Origin of the sequence: Bradyrhizobium sp. MOS003, from assembly GCF_003020125.1 — a bacterium.
In the GTDB taxonomy this organism is placed as follows: domain Bacteria; phylum Pseudomonadota; class Alphaproteobacteria; order Rhizobiales; family Xanthobacteraceae; genus Bradyrhizobium.
The window spans coordinates 1-19095 of record NZ_PYFW01000018.1 but is presented as its reverse complement, the minus strand read 5'-3'; the positions used below and the strand labels follow the sequence as shown (position 1 = coordinate 19095).

Annotated in this window: 18 protein-coding genes; 11 read left to right on the top strand and 7 right to left on the bottom strand. The window is 64.2% G+C overall.

Translation table 11 applies throughout. The features are described from left to right. Positions 1 to 82: 82 nt before the first annotated feature. Both C7G42_RS34280 and C7G42_RS34275 read left to right on the top strand, forming a co-directional pair. Positions 83 to 1657 carry an alkaline phosphatase D family protein gene (locus C7G42_RS34280; RefSeq protein ID WP_106953237.1) on the top strand — a complete coding sequence of 525 codons (1575 nt, stop codon included), beginning with the start codon at positions 83 to 85 and terminating at the stop codon, positions 1655 to 1657. Positions 1658 to 1971: 314 nt separating this feature from the next. Beyond that, complete coding sequence (locus C7G42_RS34275; RefSeq protein ID WP_106953282.1) at positions 1972 to 2790, top strand: aldo/keto reductase; 819 nt, start codon at positions 1972 to 1974, stop codon at positions 2788 to 2790. A 99-nt stretch (positions 2791 to 2889) separates the two neighbouring features. On the opposite strand, the gene C7G42_RS34270 is transcribed toward C7G42_RS34275, so the two are convergent. Both C7G42_RS34270 and C7G42_RS34265 read right to left on the bottom strand, forming a co-directional pair. After that, positions 2890 to 3123 carry a hypothetical protein gene (locus tag C7G42_RS34270; RefSeq protein WP_106953281.1) on the bottom strand — a complete coding sequence of 78 codons (234 nt, stop codon included), beginning with the start codon at positions 3121 to 3123 and terminating at the stop codon, positions 2890 to 2892. Positions 3124 to 3218: 95 nt separating this feature from the next. After that, positions 3219 to 3671, bottom strand: a complete 453-nt coding sequence (locus C7G42_RS34265) for a hypothetical protein (protein WP_199581298.1) — start codon at positions 3669 to 3671, stop codon at positions 3219 to 3221. Between the two features lie 156 nt (positions 3672 to 3827). On the opposite strand from C7G42_RS34265, the gene C7G42_RS34260 reads away from it, so the two are divergent. Continuing rightward, positions 3828 to 4100, top strand: a complete 273-nt coding sequence (locus C7G42_RS34260) for a helix-turn-helix domain-containing protein (RefSeq protein ID WP_026202606.1) — start codon at positions 3828 to 3830, stop codon at positions 4098 to 4100. 18 nt (positions 4101 to 4118) lie between these two features. Continuing rightward, positions 4119 to 4973: a 3,4-dihydroxyphenylacetate 2,3-dioxygenase gene (gene hpaD, locus C7G42_RS34255; RefSeq protein WP_106953235.1), complete on the top strand. Its 855-nt coding sequence runs from the start codon at positions 4119 to 4121 to the stop codon at positions 4971 to 4973. Between the two features lie 8 nt (positions 4974 to 4981). Here the strand turns inward: hpaD and C7G42_RS34250 are convergent, their stop codons facing one another. Then, a complete protein-coding gene (locus C7G42_RS34250) occupies positions 4982 to 6214 on the bottom strand; it encodes an aminotransferase-like domain-containing protein (protein ID WP_106953234.1) in 1233 nt (410 codons plus the stop codon). Positions 6215 to 6303: 89 nt separating this feature from the next. Continuing rightward, positions 6304 to 6831, bottom strand: coding sequence for a DUF3124 domain-containing protein (locus C7G42_RS34245; RefSeq protein ID WP_199581292.1), 528 nt, complete (start codon positions 6829 to 6831; stop codon positions 6304 to 6306). A gap of 67 nt (positions 6832 to 6898) precedes the next feature. Between C7G42_RS34245 and C7G42_RS34240 the strand changes: the two genes are divergently transcribed. The 4 genes from C7G42_RS34240 (at position 6899) to C7G42_RS34225 (ending at position 12306) form a co-directional block, all read left to right on the top strand. After that, positions 6899 to 8629 carry a cation:proton antiporter domain-containing protein gene (locus C7G42_RS34240; RefSeq protein ID WP_106953233.1) on the top strand — a complete coding sequence of 577 codons (1731 nt, stop codon included), beginning with the start codon at positions 6899 to 6901 and terminating at the stop codon, positions 8627 to 8629. Between the two features lie 147 nt (positions 8630 to 8776). After that, complete coding sequence (ribB, locus tag C7G42_RS34235; protein ID WP_106953232.1) at positions 8777 to 9853, top strand: 3,4-dihydroxy-2-butanone-4-phosphate synthase; 1077 nt, start codon at positions 8777 to 8779, stop codon at positions 9851 to 9853. A gap of 127 nt (positions 9854 to 9980) precedes the next feature. Continuing rightward, positions 9981 to 11195, top strand: a complete 1215-nt coding sequence (locus tag C7G42_RS34230) for an acyl-CoA dehydrogenase (RefSeq protein ID WP_106953231.1) — start codon at positions 9981 to 9983, stop codon at positions 11193 to 11195. Between the two features lie 190 nt (positions 11196 to 11385). Further along, a complete protein-coding gene (locus tag C7G42_RS34225) occupies positions 11386 to 12306 on the top strand; it encodes an MBL fold metallo-hydrolase (RefSeq protein ID WP_106953230.1) in 921 nt (306 codons plus the stop codon). A 129-nt stretch (positions 12307 to 12435) separates the two neighbouring features. Here C7G42_RS34225 and C7G42_RS34220 read toward each other — a convergent pair whose 3' ends face one another. Together C7G42_RS34220 and C7G42_RS34215 are read right to left on the bottom strand one after the other, a co-directional pair. Further along, positions 12436 to 13290, bottom strand: coding sequence for a DUF1499 domain-containing protein (locus C7G42_RS34220; RefSeq protein ID WP_106953229.1), 855 nt, complete (start codon positions 13288 to 13290; stop codon positions 12436 to 12438). Positions 13291 to 13454: 164 nt separating this feature from the next. Further along, on the bottom strand, positions 13455 to 15083 hold the full coding sequence (locus C7G42_RS34215; protein WP_106953228.1) for a fatty-acid--CoA ligase: 1629 nt from the start codon (positions 15081 to 15083) through the stop codon (positions 13455 to 13457). Between the two features lie 64 nt (positions 15084 to 15147). Here C7G42_RS34215 and C7G42_RS34210 point away from each other — a divergent pair, with 64 nt between their 5' ends. Next, the gene (locus C7G42_RS34210) at positions 15148 to 16224 is read left to right on the top strand and encodes an extensin family protein (RefSeq protein ID WP_106953227.1); all 1077 of its coding nucleotides are present in this window, start codon (positions 15148 to 15150) and stop codon (positions 16222 to 16224) included. Positions 16225 to 16260: 36 nt separating this feature from the next. On the opposite strand, the gene C7G42_RS34205 is transcribed toward C7G42_RS34210, so the two are convergent. Continuing rightward, a complete protein-coding gene (locus C7G42_RS34205; RefSeq protein ID WP_106953226.1) occupies positions 16261 to 16947 on the bottom strand; it encodes a L,D-transpeptidase in 687 nt (228 codons plus the stop codon). Between the two features lie 336 nt (positions 16948 to 17283). Here C7G42_RS34205 and C7G42_RS34200 point away from each other — a divergent pair, with 336 nt between their 5' ends. After that, positions 17284 to 18261, top strand: coding sequence for a magnesium transporter CorA family protein (locus tag C7G42_RS34200; protein WP_094975514.1), 978 nt, complete (start codon positions 17284 to 17286; stop codon positions 18259 to 18261). 204 nt (positions 18262 to 18465) lie between these two features. Further along, the gene (locus tag C7G42_RS34195) at positions 18466 to 18684 is read left to right on the top strand and encodes a hypothetical protein (protein ID WP_094975513.1); all 219 of its coding nucleotides are present in this window, start codon (positions 18466 to 18468) and stop codon (positions 18682 to 18684) included. Positions 18685 to 19095: the final 411 nt, after the last annotated feature.

The window sequence follows — 19095 nt, the reverse complement described above, 5'->3', positions numbered from 1 at the left end:
GTAGGCGCGGGGTCAAGAAACCGTAAGCCGGCAGTCAAACGGCGCAGGCACCTTCCGTCGCGATTCGACGAAGGTTTCCTGAATGGCAACGATCCGCGCTTCGCGCGCATGGACCCGGCGGCAATTCCTGGTCCGCTCCACCTCCAGCCTGGCCGTCGCCTCGCTCGGCACGCTCGCCGCTCCCAACCTCTGCCGCGCCGTCGACCGGCCGCGGATCGCAGGCGGTATTCAATCCGGCGATGTCTCCGGCGACTCCGCCGTGGTCTGGGCGCGCGCCGACCGTCCCGCGCGGATGCAGGTGGAATGCTCGACCGTCGAGAGTTTCAAGACCATCGTCGCGGCAACTTCGCGCGATGCTTTGCCCGACGCCGATTTCACCGCAAAGCTGCAGCTCGACGATCTGCCGTCCGGCCAGGATATCTTCTACCGCGTGCGCTTCGACGACATCGCGACCGGCATTGCCGGCGAGAGCCGCGTCGGCCATTTCCGCACCGCGCCGGCCGCTGGTCAATCGATCTCGTTCCTGTGGTCCGGCGATGTCGCGGGGCAGGGCTGGGGCATCGACCTCGCGCGCGGCGGTTATCGCAGCTATCGCACCATGCTCGACAATCGTCCGGATTTCTTCATCCACTCCGGCGATCACATCTACGCCGATTGCACGGTCCCTTCCGAGCAGAAGCTGCCGAACGGCGAGATTTGGCGCAACCTCGTGACCGAGGACAAGTCCGAAGTCGCGCACACGCTGGCGCAGTTTCGCGGCAATTACAAATACAACCATCTCGACGAGAATTTTCGCGCCTTCCACGCCGAGGTCCCGATGTTCGCGCAATGGGACGATCACGAGGTCACCAACGACTGGTCGCCTGCCGGCAGCCATGACGAGGCCGGTTATGAGGACGACGGCACCCCGCGCCTGGTCGCACGCGCCCGCCGTGCCTTCTTCGACTTCATGCCGATCCGCGATATCGGTGCGCGGCAAGGCCGGGTCTATCGCAAGATCGCCTACGGCCCGCTGCTCGACGTCTTCATGATCGACATGCGCAGCTATCGCGACGACAGCTGGAACAAGGGCGGCGATCACCGCGGCTGGATTCTGGGCGCCGAACAAGTCGCCTGGCTCAAGCGCGAGCTGGCCGCTTCGCGCGCGACCTGGAAGGTCATCGCCGCCGATTTGCCGATCGGCCTGATCAGCCTGGACGCCGTCGCGCTCGGCGATGGGCCGCCCGACCGGCGCGAGCACGAGATCGCCGACCTTCTGGCCTTCGTCAAGCGCGCCGGCGTGCGCAATATCGTCTGGCTCACAGCCGACATGCACTACACCGCCGCGCATTATTACGATCCCGGCAAGGCGCAGTTTCAGGACTTCGAGCCGTTCTGGGAGTTCGTCTCAGGCCCGCTGCACGCCGGCACCTGGGGCCCGGGCGAACTCGATGACACCTTCGGTCCGATCGCGATGTACCAGAACGGCTGCAGCGCAGCGCAGGGCGAGAATTTGGCGCCGTGTTTCGGCTTGCAGTTCTTTGGCCGCGTCGACATCGACGGCGCCAGCGGCGTGATGACCGTGACCCTGAAGGATGTGGACGATCGCGACCTCTGGTCGGTCGACATCGTACCGCGGCCGCACGCGCGCCCGGCCGTGGTGGCGCAGCATTCGTGAGGGGCTGCTCCTTTAACCTCTCCCGCTTGCGGGAGAGGTCGGCGCGAAGCGCCGGGTGAGGGCTTTCTCCTCTAGGGGATTGTTCCGTTGGGGATGCACCCTCTCCCCAGCCCTCTCCCGCTAGCGGGAGAGGGGGGCGACCTCGCCCGAGGCCACAGTCAAAGCCTAATTCCACCTAACCCGATCTTGATTGGCCGCCACCGGCCTCCCTCGCTATACTTGCTCTCCCGCCACCTCTTTTCCATCATCAAAGAGTCTGTTCCCTGCGACCTCACCGCGCGACCGGCGGGATGCAATATGTCAGGAGCCTGTTCATGGACAATCTGAAGACGCAGGGCATCAGCATGCCCAAGCTCGGCCTCGGCACCTTTCGCATGCAGGGCGATGCCTGCCGCGCCGCGGTCGAGAGCGCGCTGTCGATCGGCTATCGCCACATCGACACCGCCGAGATGTACGCGAACGAAGAAGCCATCGGCGCTGCATTTGCCGCGGCTCGTCTGCCGCGCGGCGAGCTGCACGTCACGACCAAGATCTGGCATGAGAATCTCAGCCCCGACGCGATCCGCCGCGCCTTCGATGCCAGCCTGAACAAGCTCAGGCTCGATCATGTCGATCTCTACCTGGTGCACTGGCCGTCGAAGGCTGCCAACTGGGGGGCGGTGTTCGAGACCCTGATGAAGCTGAAGCAGGAGGGGCGCACGCGGGCGATTGGTGTTGCCAATTTCACCACCGCGCTGCTCAAGATCGCGGTCGAGGACATCAGGGCGCCGATCGCCTGCAACCAGATCGAATATCACGCCATGCTCGATCAATCGAAGGTGTTGGCCTATCTCGCCGCGAAGTCGATCCCGCTGGTGGCCTATTGCCCGCTTGCGCAAGGGCGCGTTGCCTCGGAGCCGGTGCTGGCTGAAATCGGAGTCAAGCACAACGCGACTGCCGCGCAGGTGGCGCTGAAATGGCTGCTCGACCAGGACGGCGTCGCCGCGATCCCAAAGGCCTCACGCCGGGAGAGCCAGCAGGCCAATCTCGATGCGCTGAAGATCACGCTCGACGAGGCTGATCGCGCAAAAATCGCCGCGCTGCCGAAGGACAGGCGCTGTGTCAATCCGGGCTTTGCTCCGGCTTGGGACTAGCTGCGTATCAAACGGACATCGTAGGAATTGCAGGTTAGGCAAAAGTGACCGCGCATAGAAAATGGCCCCGTGAGGGGCCATTTCCAAATGCGCTTTGCATTAGTCCCAGTGGTGACGATGACTGCGCTTGATCACCACGACCTTGTTGCGATTGTGCCAGCCACGATGCCAGCCGTGGTCGCGGTGGCCACGGAATTCGGCGCGAGCGCCGTACGGGGCGTGATGATGGTGATAGCCACCACGCTTGATCACCACGGTCTCCGCGCTTGCCAGCGTCGGCGCCGCGATCACGAGCGCACCCAGGGCCGCAACTACAAAACCAATCTTCTTCATGATGTCCTCCTCCAAAAGAATGCACATCTAAACCGCGCATTCATGCGAACGTTCCGGAGGAACTGCAGGAGAATTCTGAACGGCTGTTCAGGTGGTTAATCGCAACGTTGTTGTCTCGGCGTCGGCGCGCCCGTCGCGACGTATTTGCCGTCTTTGATCGTGTACTCGCCACGCTCGCTGCGATTGTAGATCGCGCGGAGGCTACCGTCCCTGGCCAGCAGCAACCCGAACTCACGCGTCTGATGCAGCGACGGGAAGTACACCATCACATTGAGCAGGCCTTCGACGTTCACCGTGGCCGACACCACCTCGTTCTCGTCCCGGGCCTCGCCGAAATCGCGCCGGTACATCACCCTTCCGTCTTTCCGGATTTCATAAGTCAGAAGCGCGCCCTTGTCCCGGTCGGGCCGGGCGGCACAGTCGACAGCCCATGAGCCGAGCAGGCCCCATTGCTCGACCGTCGCGGTCAGTGTTGCGGCACCTGCCGTGGAGGTGATCGCCGCCCACAGCATCGCAGCCGCGATCCAGCGGCCCAAACAACGCGTCATGTCCTGAAAGAACCCCGCCTCGAAGACTTCCAATGTATCATCCCGCCCGCTTCCGTCCATGGCCGTTGCCGATCGCTCGCGAATTTGATCCGCGTCAATGAGGCCGGTCTTTTCCGGGGTAGGATGGCGGTCCCGAAGGCGAACCTGGATAGACCAATGCTGAATCAAGTCATGGATTTTGCGGGCGAAGTGCTGCCGGGGAGCTGTGCCGTGCCGCCTTATTCCGAGACCGCGTTTCTGACCGAACTGGGCGATCGCTTGAGATCCTCGCGCATGCGCTGCGACCTGTCGCGCCGCGAACTGGCCCGCCGTTCCGGGATTTCCGAGCGCTATATCGCCCAGATCGAGGCCGGCAAGGGCAACGTCTCGATCGTCCTCCTGCTGCGGCTGGCCTCAGCGATCCACGGCAGCCAGCCACAGGCGGCCTGACGCTTCGAGGTGACCGCGATGGGGCAGCTCGTACTCGCAGCCAAGGTCACTCACGTTCCATCGTTGATGCTGTCGGAGCAATCTGGCAGCCCGTTGCGCGACGCGCGCGAGCCGGCGGTCAGGTCCTTGCGTGAGCTCGGCCGGCGGGCGAAACAGCGCGGCGTCACCTGCTTCGTGGTGTTCGACACCCACTGGCTCTCCAATTTCGGCTACCACATCAATGCCAATGCGCGGCATCGCGGCTCGTTCACGAGCCACGAGGCGCCGCATATGATCCAGGATCTGCGCTACGATTTGCCGGGTGACACGCGCCTGGGCAATGCCATCGCTGCCAGAGCCGGGGACGCCGGACTGAACGTGATCGCCCATCAGCTGGCCAGCCTCGGGCTCGAATACGGCACCATCGTGCCGATGCACTACATGAACCCGGACGGCTTCGCAAAGGTGGTTTCGGTCGCCTCGCCGCTCTTCACCTCATTCGAGGAGAGCCGGATTCTCGGTGAAGCGGTCCGACGCGCCATCGATGACTCCGATGAACGGGTCGCGATCCTTGCAAGCGGTTCGCTGTCGCACCGGCTGTGGCCCAACAGGAAGCTCGGCCCGGAAGCATGGACGTCGATCGCCAGCGAGTTCAACCGTCAGGTCGACCTGCGCGTGCTCGAGTTGTGGCAGAGCCGCCGCTATCGCGAATTCCTCGACATGCTCCCGGACTACGCCACCAAGTGCAACGGCGAAGGCGGCATGGCCGACACGATCATGCTGTTCGCCGCGCTCGGCTGGTACGATTACAGCGGCGCCGCCGAGCAGCTTTGCGACTATTTTCCGTCGTCCGGCAGCGGCCAGGTCAACGTGGAGTTTCACGTCGAGGCGTGAGGGCGGCCTCAGGCCCGCTTCTCCACATTGGCGCTGCGGGCGGGCACGCCGAACTCCTTGCGACAGACCTCGGCCAGCACGGCGACTCCCTCGCGGATCTGCTGATGCGTGGGGCTCGCAAAGCACAGCCGCAGACGTGAGCTGGAATGGCCCTTGTTGGTCGACCATTCCGGGCCCGGATTGATCGAGACGCCGGCGGCGAGCGCGGCCTGATACAGCTTCAGCGTGTCGACCTGGTCGGGCAGCTTCACCCACAGGAAGATGCCGCCCTTGGGCTCCTCGAACTCGGCGGCGGTCCCGAACTGTTCGTTCAGCGCCTCCATCAGCGTGTCGAGCTTGGTGCGCAGCGCCTTGGTCAGGGCCGGCACATGGCTCGCGAAATGCGGCTTGCAATAGGCGGCGAGCACTATCTGCTCCAGTGCGCCGGAGCCTGCATCCGTCTTCAGCGCCAGCATCCGCGACATCACCTCCCACGGCGCGACGATGAAGCCGACGCGCAGCGCCGGCGCGATCGATTTGGAGAACGAGCCGATATGGATCACGCCGCCGCTCTTGCTCATCGCATGGATCGCCGGCGGCCGCTGCCCTGACCACACGAGGTCGGCATAGCAATCGTCCTCGAAGATGGGCACGCCATATTCGGTCGCGAGCCGTATCAGCTCGGCGCGGCGGCTCTCGGGCATGATGCTGCCGGTCGGATTCTGCACGGTCGGGATGGTGTAGATGTATTTCGGCCGGATGCCGCGGCCCTTCAGGTCAGCCAGCGTCGCGGCCAGCACATCCATGCGCATGCCCTCCTCGTCGAGGGGGACGCCGACGACGTTGACGCCGAGCCGCGCCAGGCGGGTCAACGAACCCTGATAGCTGTCCTGCTCGAAGATCACGGTATCGCCGCGCGTCAACAGCGTCGCGTTGACGAGGTCTAGCGCCTGGAGCGAGCCGGACACGATCATGAGATCGTCGACGGTGCAGGTGATGCCGGCATCGCGTTTGAGCTTCGTCACCAGGAATTCGCGCAACGGCAGATAGCCCTGCGGGCCATGCGCCAGTCCGTAGGTGGCGAGTGAGCGGCCCTCGCGTTGCAGCGCGAGGTTGGTCGCTTCGATCAGCCCTTCGAGCGGCAGTTGCTCGGAATCATTGTTGCCGCCCACGAAACTGTACTTGGCAAGGCCCGTCCAGCGCACGGAAGGGGCCGGCAGCCCCGCCGGAAACAGGGGTGCGAAATCGAAGCTGGACGTCATCGGGCGTTCCTCGTTTATGTTCTTGTTGAGCCAGCCGGCGTTGCGCCGGCCAGCCTTGTTTCCTGGCTAACCGTCCGGGTCGGACGGACTCATTTCTTTGTCGCCGTCCGGGTCGGACGGCCCTGGCTGATGAAAGCGTAATGCGCATTGGCGACGCCGCCAACCATCAGGGCCTCGATCACGGGCTCGGCGATCTCGCCTGTCGCGGCCCAGTCGACCAGGAAATTTGCCCCGGTCCCGCCGCGCACGTCATCGGTCGGAATGAAGATCGAGACGGTGGCGAGCGGCCTCAAGGCCACCGGCGCCTTCAGATAGCTCTCGACCTGCTTGCCTGCGGTGTCGAAATAGGCGATGCGTTTGATCACCAGCGGCTGGGTCTCGGAGGCGTTGTGAACACTCAAGGTCACCGCGAAGTCGACGCGCAGCTTGCCCTGGCTCATGGCGACGCTGGAATAAGCGGGCACGTAGAATCCACCGGAGACGGCGAGTTCCTCATTCGGCAGCGCGGTGAGGGAATCGGCAAAGTTCTGTTCGATATTGACCTTGGATTGTGCGGCGGCCGGCACGGCAGAGGCGAGGGGGCATAGCAGCATTGCTGCGAACAGCCCTTTCCGCATGTGACGAATTGCTCGCTTGCCGCGCCGCACCCTGTCTCTAGGGTGCGGCAAAACGGACCAATTTGGTATGCACGAGCTCATTCGCGACATCACTCTCTGTATTCTGTTTGCCTGGATGCTGGGCCTGCTCGCCCATTTCACCCGGCAGCCGTTGATCCTGGCCTATCTTATCGCCGGCTTCTGCATAGGTCCATTCGGCGCCGGCTGGGTCCATTCGCAGGAATCGATCAGCGTCATCTCCGAGCTCGGCCTGATCTTCATGCTGTTCATGATCGGGCTGGAGATCGACCTGAAGAAGATCGTGCGGGCGGGAAAGGTGATCCTGTTCGCGGCGGGCGGCCAGCTGCTCGGCGGCTGCCTGCTCGGGGTCCTGTTCTTCGTCGGCATCGGCCTGTCGCTCGGCGGCGGGCACTTCGATGCGGTCTATCTCTGCGTCGCCTGCGCGCTGTCGAGCACCGTGATCATCGTCAAGGTGCTCTACGAGAAGCGCGAGCTCGACACGCTGCCGGGGCGCATCACGCTCGGCGTGCTGGTGCTCCAGGACATCTTCGCCATCCTGTTCCTGGCGGTGCAGCCGAGCCTTGCCAATCTGGAAGTCAGCGTCATCCTGCTCTCGATCGGCCGCGTTGCGGTGCTGGTTGCGGCGGCGCTGCTGGTCAGCCGCTACGTGCTGCCGCGCGTGTTCCACCAGATCGCCCGGCGGCCCGAACTGATCCTGCTCGGCGCGCTGGCCTGGTGCTTTCTCGTGGCCGAGACCGCCGAGCGGCTGTCGCTGTCGCGCGAGATGGGCGCCCTGATCGCCGGCGTCTCGCTCTCGACCTTTCCCTATGCACTCGACGTCACCGCCAAGGTCACCACGCTGCGGGACTTCTTCATCACGCTGTTCTTCGTCGCGCTCGGCATGACCATTCCCGTACCCGGCCTCTCCGTGATCGGGCTGGCGCTGATGATCGCGGCTTTCACGGTGGTCAGCCGCCTCGTCACCACCTTCACGCCGCTCTACCTGATGAAGCAGGGCCTGCGCGCCAGCCTGTTGCCGGCGCTGAACCTCGCGCAGATCTCCGAGTTCTCGCTGGTGGTGATCCAGACCGGCGTCAACGATCACCATATCGCAGCGCAGACGGCGAATGCCGCCTCCTTCGCCTTCGTGGTGCTCGCGGTGCTCTCGACCTTCGCGATGAGCCGCAGCGACGAGATCACCCGCTGGGCGATCGGCCCCCTGAAGCGGATCGGCCTGCGCGATCTCGACCACGGCAACGGCCACGGGGAGGAGGGGCACGAGGGCGGCCATGGTGAGGCCCGCCGTATCGTCATCCTCGGCTTTTTCCGTGCGGCGAGCGCGCTGCTGGCCGAGATCGAACGGCAAGCGCCGGTGCTCTTGGAGCAGATCACGGTGATCGACTTCAATCCCAATGTGTACCAGACGTTGTTGTCGCGCGGCCTGCACGTGATCTATGGCGACATCAGCAGCGCGGATACGCTGCTCCATGCCGGGGTCGGCAAGTCCGAGATGATCATCCTCAGCGTCCCGGATTCGCTGCTGAAGGGCGCCAGCAACGAGAAGCTGGTCCGCCACGTCCGCACCCTGAATCCCACCGCCATGATCGTTGCCACGGCCGATCTGCTGTCGGACGTGGAGGAGCTCTATGCGGCCGGCGCCAGCTATGTCACCGTGACCCGGCTCAGCGACGCTCATGAACTGTTTACCGTGATCGAGGCCGCGCAGGCCGGCCTGCTCGCCGACAAGCGCGCCGAGCTCGACCAGCGGCTCGGCGAGCGCCGCGAAGTGCTGCCCTGACGAGCGCCGGAAATCCCTGGTATCTTCGGTGCAAGCCCGTCCGACCTTGGCAGGCCTGCCCGCGGCATATGCGGTTGCGTCCAGGACACTAGCGCCCCGGCCCAAGTCCGGCTAAGCCTCCCGCTCATAACCGATAGAGATTGGGACATGCCCGATAGCGTCCAGGAAGTCTTGCAGGCCTTTGCCCGGGGTGAGCTCGTCGTCGTCACCGACGACGACGACCGCGAGGGCGAGGGCGACCTCATCGTCGCCGCCTCGCTCTGCACCGCCGAGAAGATGGCGTTCATCATCCGCCACACCTCCGGCATCGTCTGCGCGCCCGTGACCTCCGAGGACGCGCGTCGGCTGCGGCTCGATCCGATGGTCGCCCACAACGATTCCGCGCACACCACGGCGTTCACGGTGTCGATCGACTACAAGCCCGACGGCGGCACCGGCATCTCGGCCGAGGAGCGCGCCTCCTGTTGCCGCGCGCTGTCCAATCCCAATGCCGGCGCCAATGATTTCGCACGCCCGGGCCACATCTTCCCGCTGATCGCCAAGGACGGCGGCGTGCTGCTGCGCTCGGGCCATACCGAGGCCGCGGTCGATCTTTGCAAGCTCTCCGGCCTGCCGCCGGTCGGTGTCATCAGCGAATTGATGAACGATGACGGCAGCGTGATGAAGGGCGAGCAGGTCGCCCAGTTCGCGGCCAAGCACAAGCTCAAGCACGTCACCATCGCGGACATGATCGCCTACCGCCAGGCGCGCGAGAAGCTGATCGAGCGGGTCTCGACCTTCGTCACCGAAAGCCCGATCGGTCCCTTGCAGGGCTATGCCTATCGTTCGCCGTTCGATTCCATCGCCCACGTCGCGTTCGTCTACAACGGCGTCGGCGACGGCAAGAACGTGCTGACGCGCTTTCACAAGCCGAACATCGTCAAGGACATCTTCACCGGCCACAAGCGCATGGCGGCCGTGCTCGAGCATTTCAAGAAGTCCGGCCGTGGCGTGCTGGTCTATTTGCGCGACGGTGCGGCCGGCGTTCCCGTGGCGGCGCTGCCGGACGAGTCTGCGTCGGAAGCCGACCGCAACCGCCAGTGGCGCGAGGTCGGCGTCGGCGCGCAGATCCTGCGCGACCTCGGCGTCACCTCGATCCGGCATCTGACCTCCTCGGTGCACGACTACAAAGGCCTGTCGGGCTTCGGCATCGAGATCGTCGCCAACGAGCAGCTCGAAAGCTGACTCCGCCGTTGCCGGGCTCGCGCCGTCGCGCGCCCCGGAATGACCGAATCAGGATGCAATTGCACTTGTTGCCGCGGCGCTTTAGTTTGTCGGGCAAATTTGACGGAACCAGACGAAAGGACGTTTCATGAGCGTGCGCCCCCAGGCCAAGGACAAGCCGGCTGCGGCTTCTTTCCAGTGGGATGATCCGTTCCTGCTCGACGAGCAGCTGACCGAAGACGAGCGCATGGTGCGTGACACCGCCCGTGCCTACGCCCAGGACAAGCTGATGCCGCGCGTCACCAAGGCCTATCTCGAGGAGAAGACCGACCGCGAGATCTTCAACGAGATGGGCGAGCTCGGCCTGATCGGCATCACGCTGCCGGAGGAATATGGCTGCGCCAACGCGAGCTACGTCGCCTATGGCCTCGTCGCGCGCGAGATCGAGCGGGTCGATTCCGGCTATCGCTCGATGAACTCGGTGCAGTCCTCGCTGGTGATGTACCCGATCTACGCCTATGGCGACGAGAACCAGCGCAAGAAATACCTGCCGAAGCTCGCCAGCGGCGAGTGGGTCGGCTGCTTCGGCCTGACCGAGCCGGATGCCGGCTCGGATCCGGCCGGCATGAAGACGCGTGCCGAGAAGGTCGCGGACGGCTATCGCCTCACCGGCAGCAAGATGTGGATCTCGAACGCGCCGATCGCCGACGTGTTCGTGGTCTGGGCCAAGTCGGCCGCGCACGACAACCAGATCCGCGGCTTCGTGCTGGAGAAGGGCATGAAGGGCCTGTCCGCACCGAAGATCGGCGGCAAGCTGTCGCTTCGCGCTTCGATCACCGGCGAGGTCGTGATGGACGGCGTCGTCGTTCCCGAAGACGCGCTGCTGCCCAACGTCTCCGGCCTCAAGGGTCCGTTCGGCTGCCTCAACCGCGCCCGCTACGGCATCTCCTGGGGCGTGCTCGGCGCGGCCGAGGATTGCATGCATCGCGCGCGCCAGTACACGCTCGACCGCAAGCAGTTCGGCAAGCCGCTGGCCGCGACCCAGCTGGTGCAGAAGAAGCTCGCCGACATGCAGACCGAGATCGCGCTCGGTCTGCAAGGCTCGCTGCGTGTCGGCCGCCTGATGGACGAAGGCAAGTTCGCGCCCGAGATGATCTCGATCATGAAGCGCAACAATTGCGGCAAGGCCCTCGACATCGCCCGCGTGTCGCGCGACATGCACGGCGGCAACGGCATCTCGGCCGAGTACCACGTCATGCGCCATGTCCATAACCTCGAGACGGTCAACACCTACGAGGGCACTCACGACGTCCACGCGCTGATCCTCGGCCGCGCCATCACGGGCATTCAGGCGTTCTTTTAGTCGCCGCGGAATTCCCTGGTGGCTGCCTTGCTCCGCTGTCATCGTCCGCCTTGTGCGTAGTTGCGCACTGGGGCGGACGATCCAGTATTCCAGAGACCTCGCCTTCACCTCGGACGCCACGGCGTACTGGATACCCCGCCATCGCGGGGTATGACCGCAGAGAGTGTTGGCGGCACGTACAGGAAGTCCCATGTCCGACAATGACGACGTCCCGTTCAACCGCAACTTTCCGCTGAAAGCCGGCGTCGTCGAGGAAGTCCGGCCCGGCGTGCGCCGCGTGCTCTGCAACAATCCGAGCCCGTTCACCTTCACCGGCACGGTCAGCTACATCGTAGGCCGGGGCAATGTTGCGATCATCGATCCCGGTCCGGACGACGAGGCCCATGCGGCTGCGCTGCTCGATGCCGTGCGCGGCGAGACGGTGAGCCACGTCTTCGTCACCCACACTCACCGCGACCATTCGCCGAACACGGCGCGGATCAAGCAGGCGACCGGCGCGCCGGTTTATGCCGAGGGCCCGCACCGCGCCTCGCGCCCGCGTTTCGAGAGCGAGAAGCACACTCCGGAATCAGGCTCCGATCGCGACTTCGTGCCCGATGTGAGGATCGCGCATGGCGACGTCGTCGAAGGCGACGGCTGGCGGCTCGAGGCCGTGGCGACGCCGGGCCACACCGCCAATCACCTGGCGTTCGCCTGGCTGGAGCGAAAGTTCAACTTCGTCGGCGATCACGTGATGGGCTGGTCCACCTCGATCGTGGCGCCGCCCGACGGCTCGATGATCGACTACATGGACTCGCTCGACCGGCTCGCCGCACGCGAGGAGGATCTCTATTTCTCCGGCCACGGCCCCGAGATTCCCGACGGCCAGCGCTTCGTGCGCTTCCTGATCCGCCACCGCAAGGCGCGCGAGGCCTCGATCCTGCACCGCCTCGCCAAGGGCGAGACCGACATCCCCACGATGGTCCGCGCGATCTATATCGGTATCGATCCGAGGCTGACGACGGCGGCCGGCTATTCCGTGCTGGCGCATCTGGAAGATCTGGTTGCCCGCGGTATCGTGGCGACCGACGGCGATCCCGTGATTGGCGGGACGTATCGGATGGCAAACTAACCTCGTCATTCCGTGGCTCGCGAGGCGAGAACTATGGTGCGCAATTGCGCACCTGAGAATTCATCGGGCCGCACACTGGTCGATAAATTCCGGGCTCGTGCTTCGCACGCCCCGGAATGACGGCTGGGCCTATTTCTTCACCGTCTTCGCCGGCGCCTTCGGCGGTGCCACCGGGGTCTTCTTCACCGGCTTGAGCGCGTCGGCATCGGCGGCGGTGTTGAGATCGTCCATGAATTTCTTGACGCGGGCGGCATTGGTGCCGAGATCTCTGTCGAAATTGCGCGAGGCCGAGCGGATGTCGACACGGGAATCGTCGCCATCAGGCACGAACCTGATGGAAATGTCCTCGCGAAACCCCATGATCGGCGTGCGCGCCACCGCCTCGATGCGGCCGATGCGGCGCGGCGGCTGCGGTGCGCGCTCGTCGATGACGATCCATTTGCGCTTGTTGACGAGCTGGAGCGCGATCGCATAGGCGCGGTCGACGGAAATCTCGAGCTCGACGGGCTCGATATCAGGGTAGAAGTGGCGCTGCTGCTCCGCCGAATAGAGACCGGCATAGACCGCGGTGTTGTTGCCCTCACCGGTGCGCAGACGCGCCAGCGCGTCGAAACGCGGCGGATCGATCGGGTCGGTGGTGATGTCGTAGATCGGCGGCAGCTTGCGATATTGCAGGGCCAGATAGGCGGGATAGGCCAGGATCGCGCCGTCGATCAGGAACGCGAGCAGGATGCGCGCCATGCCGCGCGAGCCGTTCTGCCAGATCGCGGCAAAGCCGGCGAGCCCGAACAGGATCGACAGGCCCGATATCGCGAGCCCGCCGAAGAAGGTCGCAAGCGCCGGCTTCGGCTCCAGGAAATCGAAGCGGACGATGACGATCGACACCACCACCGCCACCACCGCGAACACGGCCAGATTGCGCGCCCAGCTCGCGAGACTGGACACGGGCTCCGACTGATAGGGAGCGGAAAACCTGCGGGCCATCGGGTGAGCTCTGCCGGGGTCTTTTGGGCGGTGCCGGCCGATCTGGCGCGACGATGCGCCGTTGAGACCACGGCCCGGAGGCAAATTCAAGGGAGTCCGGGTTGTTACTGCCCGTCATCCCGGGGGCGATGCAGTCATCGCCCCCGGAATGACGCGTGAGGCAGTTACGCCGCCGCGTTCGGGAAGCGGTAATCCTTGAACTGGTCGCGCAGCGCCGTCTTCAGGATCTTGCCGGTGGCGGTGTGCGGGATGCCGTCGACGAAAGCGATGTCGTCGGGCATCCACCATTTGGCGATCTTGCCGTCCATGTATTTGAGAATGTCCTCGCGACTGGCCTGCTGGCCCTGCTTGAGCTGCACGATCAGCAACGGCCGCTCGTCCCATTTCGGGTGGTAGACGCCGATCACGGCGGCCTCGGCCACGGCGGGGTGGCCGACCGCGAGATTTTCCAGCTCGATCGAGGAGATCCACTCGCCGCCGGACTTGATCACATCCTTGGAGCGGTCGGTGATCCGCATGTAGCCGGCCTCGTCGATGGTCGCGACATCGCCGGTGTCGAAGAAGCCGTCCTCGTCGAGAATGTTGGCGTCGACGCGGTAGTAGGCCTTGGCGACGGCGGGCCCGGAGACCTTGAGGCGGCCAAACGTCTTGCCGTCCCAGGGCAGCTCCTTGCCGGCATCGTCGGTGATCTTCATCTCGACCGCGAAGGGCGCATAGCCCTGCATCTGCAGCACGTCGAGCCGGGCTTCGCCGGTTGCGTTCTGGAACGGCGGCTTCAGCGCCGCGACGCTGCCGATCGGGCTCATCTCGGTCATGCCCCAGGCGTGGCGCACGTTCGAGCCCATGTCGAGGAAGGCCTTGATCATCGAGCGCGGCATCGCCGAGCCGCCGCAGATCACCATCTTCAGGTCGGGCAGCTTGAGATTGTTGGCGGACATGTGCTGCAGCAGCATCAGCCACACCGTCGGCACGCCTGCGGTGTGCGTCACCTTCTCGGTCGAGAGCAATTCATAGACCGAGGCACCGTCGAGCTTGGCGCCGGGCATGACCAGCTTGGTGCCCTGCGAGGGGGCGGAGAACGCGATGCCCCAGCTGTTGGCATGGAACAGGGGAACCACCGGCAGCATTGTCTCGGACGCACTGGTGCCGAGCGCATCGACATTGTTGGCCATCAGCGCATGCAGCACGTTGGAGCGATGCGAATACAGCACACCTTTCGGATCGCCCGTCGTGCCGGACGTGTAGCACATCGCGGCCGCCGTGTTCTCGTCAAAGTCTTTCCATTTGAATTTGCCGTCGGCCTCCGCAATCCAGTCCTCGTAGGCGACGACATTCTTCAGCGTGGTCTCGGGCATATGCGCCTTGTCGGTCAGCACGACGTAGCGTTCCACACTCGTCAGCTTGTCGGCGATCTTCTCCAGGACCGGAACGAAGGTGATGTCGGTCATCACGATGCGGTCCTGCGCATGGTTGATGATCCAGGCGATCTGCTCGGGGAAAAGGCGGGGATTGACGGTATGGCAGATGGCGCCGATCCCCATGATGCCGTACCAGACTTCGAGATGGCGCCAGGTGTTCCAGGCGATCGTCGCGACACGGTCGCCGAGCTTGATGCCCTCGCGATCCAGCACCTGCGAGACCTTGAGCGCGCGCTTGTGGATTTCAGCGTAAGTGGTGCGATGGATCGGTCCCTCGACCGAGCGCGTGACCACCTCCTGCTTGCCATGAATTTTGGCGGCGTGTTCGATGATCCGGTGGCAGAGCAGGGGCCAATCTTGCATCAAACCAAGCATTCCGACGTTCCTCCGGGAAGTCGCTGGGCGCGTTGTCGCTCTCAGCGTTGGGCCAAAGATTGCCATGGGTTTTAGCGTGCCGGACTTTCGCCGCAAATGGTCTTGTCGCGGCTATATGTCCGCTGGCGCGGCAATGGTTACCGCTGCGCTCGGGCTGTCGCTGGTGCTCGCCGAGAGGGCAGAGGCGCGAAAATATACATCCCCGCTGGATATCTTCGGTATCGCGGCACCACGGCCGCGCCCCGTGGTTCATTCCGCAAGGATCCCGCTCCCCAGACCGCGCCCCGAGGAGGCGCCCAAGGCCTCTGGCGAGGCCCCGCCTGAGCCGGACGGCAAGCCTCCCGCGGACAAGCCCGGCGCCGACAAGCCCGCCGAGGCCGCGGCACCGCCCGAGAAGCCGGTCTCCGCCTGCCGTCTGGCGTTGACGGAGGAGATCGCGATCGCGCCCTCCATTCCGGATATCCGCGGCCCCGGCGCCTGCGGCGGCGAGGATCTGGTGCGGCTGGAAGCCATCGTGCTGCCGGATAAGCGCAAGGTGACGGTCAAGCCGGCGGCGATCCTTCGCTGCACCATGGCCTCTGCGATCGCCGATTGGCTGCGCAAGGACATGGCGCCGCTGGCCACTAGCCTCGGCTCGACCATTGGCGAACTCGACAATTTCGACAGCTTCGAATGCCGGGGACGCAACCGCGTCGCCGGCGCGCTGCTGTCCGAGCACGGCAAGGCCAACGCCCTCGACGTCCGGGGCATCAAGCTGGCCAACGGGCAGTCGATCGGCCTCACCGACCGGACCATGCCGCGCGAGGTGCGCGAGCGCGTGCTGCATTCGGTCTGCTCACGATTTTCCACCGTGCTCGGCCCGGGCTCGGACTGGTACCATGAGGACCATATCCATCTCGATCTCGCGCAGCGGCGCAACGATTACCGGATCTGCCAGTGGAACGTCTGGGATCCCCTGCCGCAAATCGCCCCGCTGCTGCCGGCGGAGCGCCCCGAGGAGGCGCCGCCGCGCGAGGTCGCCGCCAAATCCGAGACCAAGTCCGAGACCAAGGAAGGAGCCGACGACGAGGCGGCGGAGAAGCCGGCGGCCGATGCCGGCAAGTCCCAGCCGCACAAGCCGGCAACAAAAAAGCGCCGGTGAAACCGGCGCTTTTGGATCTCGGAGATCAGCAGGCGATCAGTAGCTGCCGGCCTGGCCGGTCTGGCTGCCGCCGAGCGCCAGCCGCGAATTGTAGGGCGAGTCGCCGTGCTTCGGCTCGAGCACCACGACGAGGGTACCGACCTTGACGCGATCATAGAGATCGATCGCGTCCTCGTTGGTCAGGCGGATGCAGCCTGACGAGATCGAGGCGCCGATATATTCCGGCTGGTTGGTGCCGTGGATGCGGAACAACGTGTCCTTGCCGCCGGAATAAAGGTAGATCGCGCGAGAGCCCATCGGATTGTCCGGACCGGGTGCGACATAAGTCGGCACGCCCAGGCGCGAAATTTCGCCGGGAGTGGGGTGCCAGGCCGGCCACTCGGTCTTGCTGCCCACCTTGGCGATGCCCGACCAGGCCATGGCCTCTTCGCCGACGGTGATGCCGTAACGGATCGCCTTGCCGCCCTCCTGCACGTAATAGAGGTAATGGTTGTCGGAATCGACCACGATCGAGCCCGGCGATTCCTTGCGGTGGTAATCGACAATGGCGCGGCGGAAGGGCTCGGCAACCGGGGTGTTCTCGTACCGGACCTTGGCGAGCAGTTCCTTGTCCTTCGGCTTGAAGGCCTTCGTGTCGGTCGCCTCGAAATGCGTGGCCTGCATGCAGCCCGACAGCATCAGGCCGGCGGCCAGAATTCCCAACTTAACTTTCAGCGACGACATGATTTGGTTCCAATCAAAGCAATACCGTGCAGAAGGCCTGAGCTTACCGCCCAAGTTCCTCGACTCCGTTAATCCCATTATCGTTGAAATCTGCCACAATTCCAGCACGGAAGGGCTTATCCCGCGCTGCGAGACCCGAGCTGTGGCTTTTCTGCCGCAAGTTTTGCGGCCAGGTGAAGATTTTTGGGCCGAGATGGCCGGACTGTCGATTCCGGGCCACAGTTGAGCCATGGCGTCGCCACAAATGCCAACGCTCCGTTAATGTGGTTGTCATCGTGAACTTGTCAGAATCGCGCTAAGGGCTGTCATTCTGTCGCAGGTTCTCTGGAGTTGTGCATGTTTTCGGTGTTTGTTCCCTCCGAGTCCGTCCTGAAGAAGGCTGTCATCGAAGATCTCACCGCGTTGCCCGAAAGCGCGGTCTGGATCGATCTCGTCAATCCCACCGCGGCCGAGGACAAGGCGGTCGAGCGGCTTGCTGGCATCGCCATCCCGACCCGGGAAGACATGCAGGAGATCGAGATCTCCAGCCGCCTCTATATCGAGAACGGCGCGCGCTACATGACCGCGACGCTGATGTGCCACTCCGATACCGACATGCCCCGGACCACGGCGGTGACCTTCATCCTCGGCGACCACCGCCTGGTGACGGTGCGTTACGAACTGCCAAAGCCGTTCGCCCTGGTCGAGGCCAAGCTCGCCCGCTCCTGCACGCCTTCCATCACCGGCGAGATGGTGCTGATGGAGTTGCTGGACGCCGTGATCGACCGCTGCGCCGACATCCTGGAGCGCTGCGGTGCCGAGATCGACCAAGTCAGCCACGACATCTTCGAGCCCGAGAGCGAGCGCCACGGTCACGCCAAGCAATATTCCCAGATCCTGATCTCGATCGGCCGAAAGGGCGACCTGACCTCCAAGGTGCGCGAGAGCCTCGTCTCGATCGGCCGCGTCGTCGCCTTCCTCTCGGCGGTGGTGGAGGGGGTGAAATGGTCGAAGGACATGCGCGAGCAGCTCAAGACCATGCAGCGCGACGTCTCCTCTCTGACCGACCATGCCTCCTATCTCTCCAGCAAGATCACCTTCGTGCTCGACGCCATGCTCGGCGTCGTCAATCTCGAGCAGAACAACATCATCAAGCTGTTCTCGGTGATGGCCGTCGTCCTGATGCCGCCGACGCTGATCGCCTCGATCTACGGCATGAATTTCAAGTCGATGCCGGAACTGGAGTGGACGCACGGCTATCCGTTTGCACTGGTGATGATGCTGATCGCCGCCATCGTCCCGTACTGGATCTTCAAGTGGAAGAAGTGGCTCTGATCTGGTCGCGCTTGAAAAATAGTGACCGAGACCTTACGCCGGTCGCACAGACACGATGAATCGTGTCGCAGAATAGATCGGGATTGAGGCAGCGCGGTGATGGGTTCGCCGTGCCGCAATTCCTCCGGTAAAATTTGAGCGGTGGGCTGAACGTTTGCGCGAAACTTGTCTGCGATAAGCAGTGCGTAGCCGCGAGGAACAACCATGGTTGAAAAACACATAACGTCGCCCCGCAACGTCATCGACCTCGCGAACTATCGCCAGGTCCTGGCGAGCGGCAAGGCGTCGTCGATGTCGGCACGCATGTGCCGGCACTGTGGTGCTCCGCTGCTCGACGGTGAGAATGACGACGACTGCTCGACCGCATTCAGCACGGCCGCTCCAATGCCGCGCGACCGGTCACGTCGGATTCGAATCGATTGAGGAACGGAAGGAAAGGGCGATCCAGGTCTTGCGGCGGCGTTGTCTGGATCGTCCTGCTTCCCTTCTTCGAAGTCCCTTCAGGACAATCGGCTGAGGTCTGACCGGCGGGTGCACTGGAGGCTGACTGAACAGCCCGTCCAGCCAAAAACAGAGCCTGTGTCGGCCTCTGTCAATCCACGCTCGCAAAAATATTCCACTTTACCGAAATTCGGTTTCGGCGTATGTGTCGCTCATCCCGGCTCACCAAGAGGGGCGACGTGAAGTCGTCATGTTCGCGAGCCGGGCTTGCGGTGGACGCGGCAGCGTCGGCATGAGAGGTGCGGGCAGGGCGGGTAGTCCCTGTGAGCCCGAGGCTTCGTGCGGACGACGGCGCTGTCAGGCTTCGTCTCGCTCGTAAGTTTCCGGCTCCGT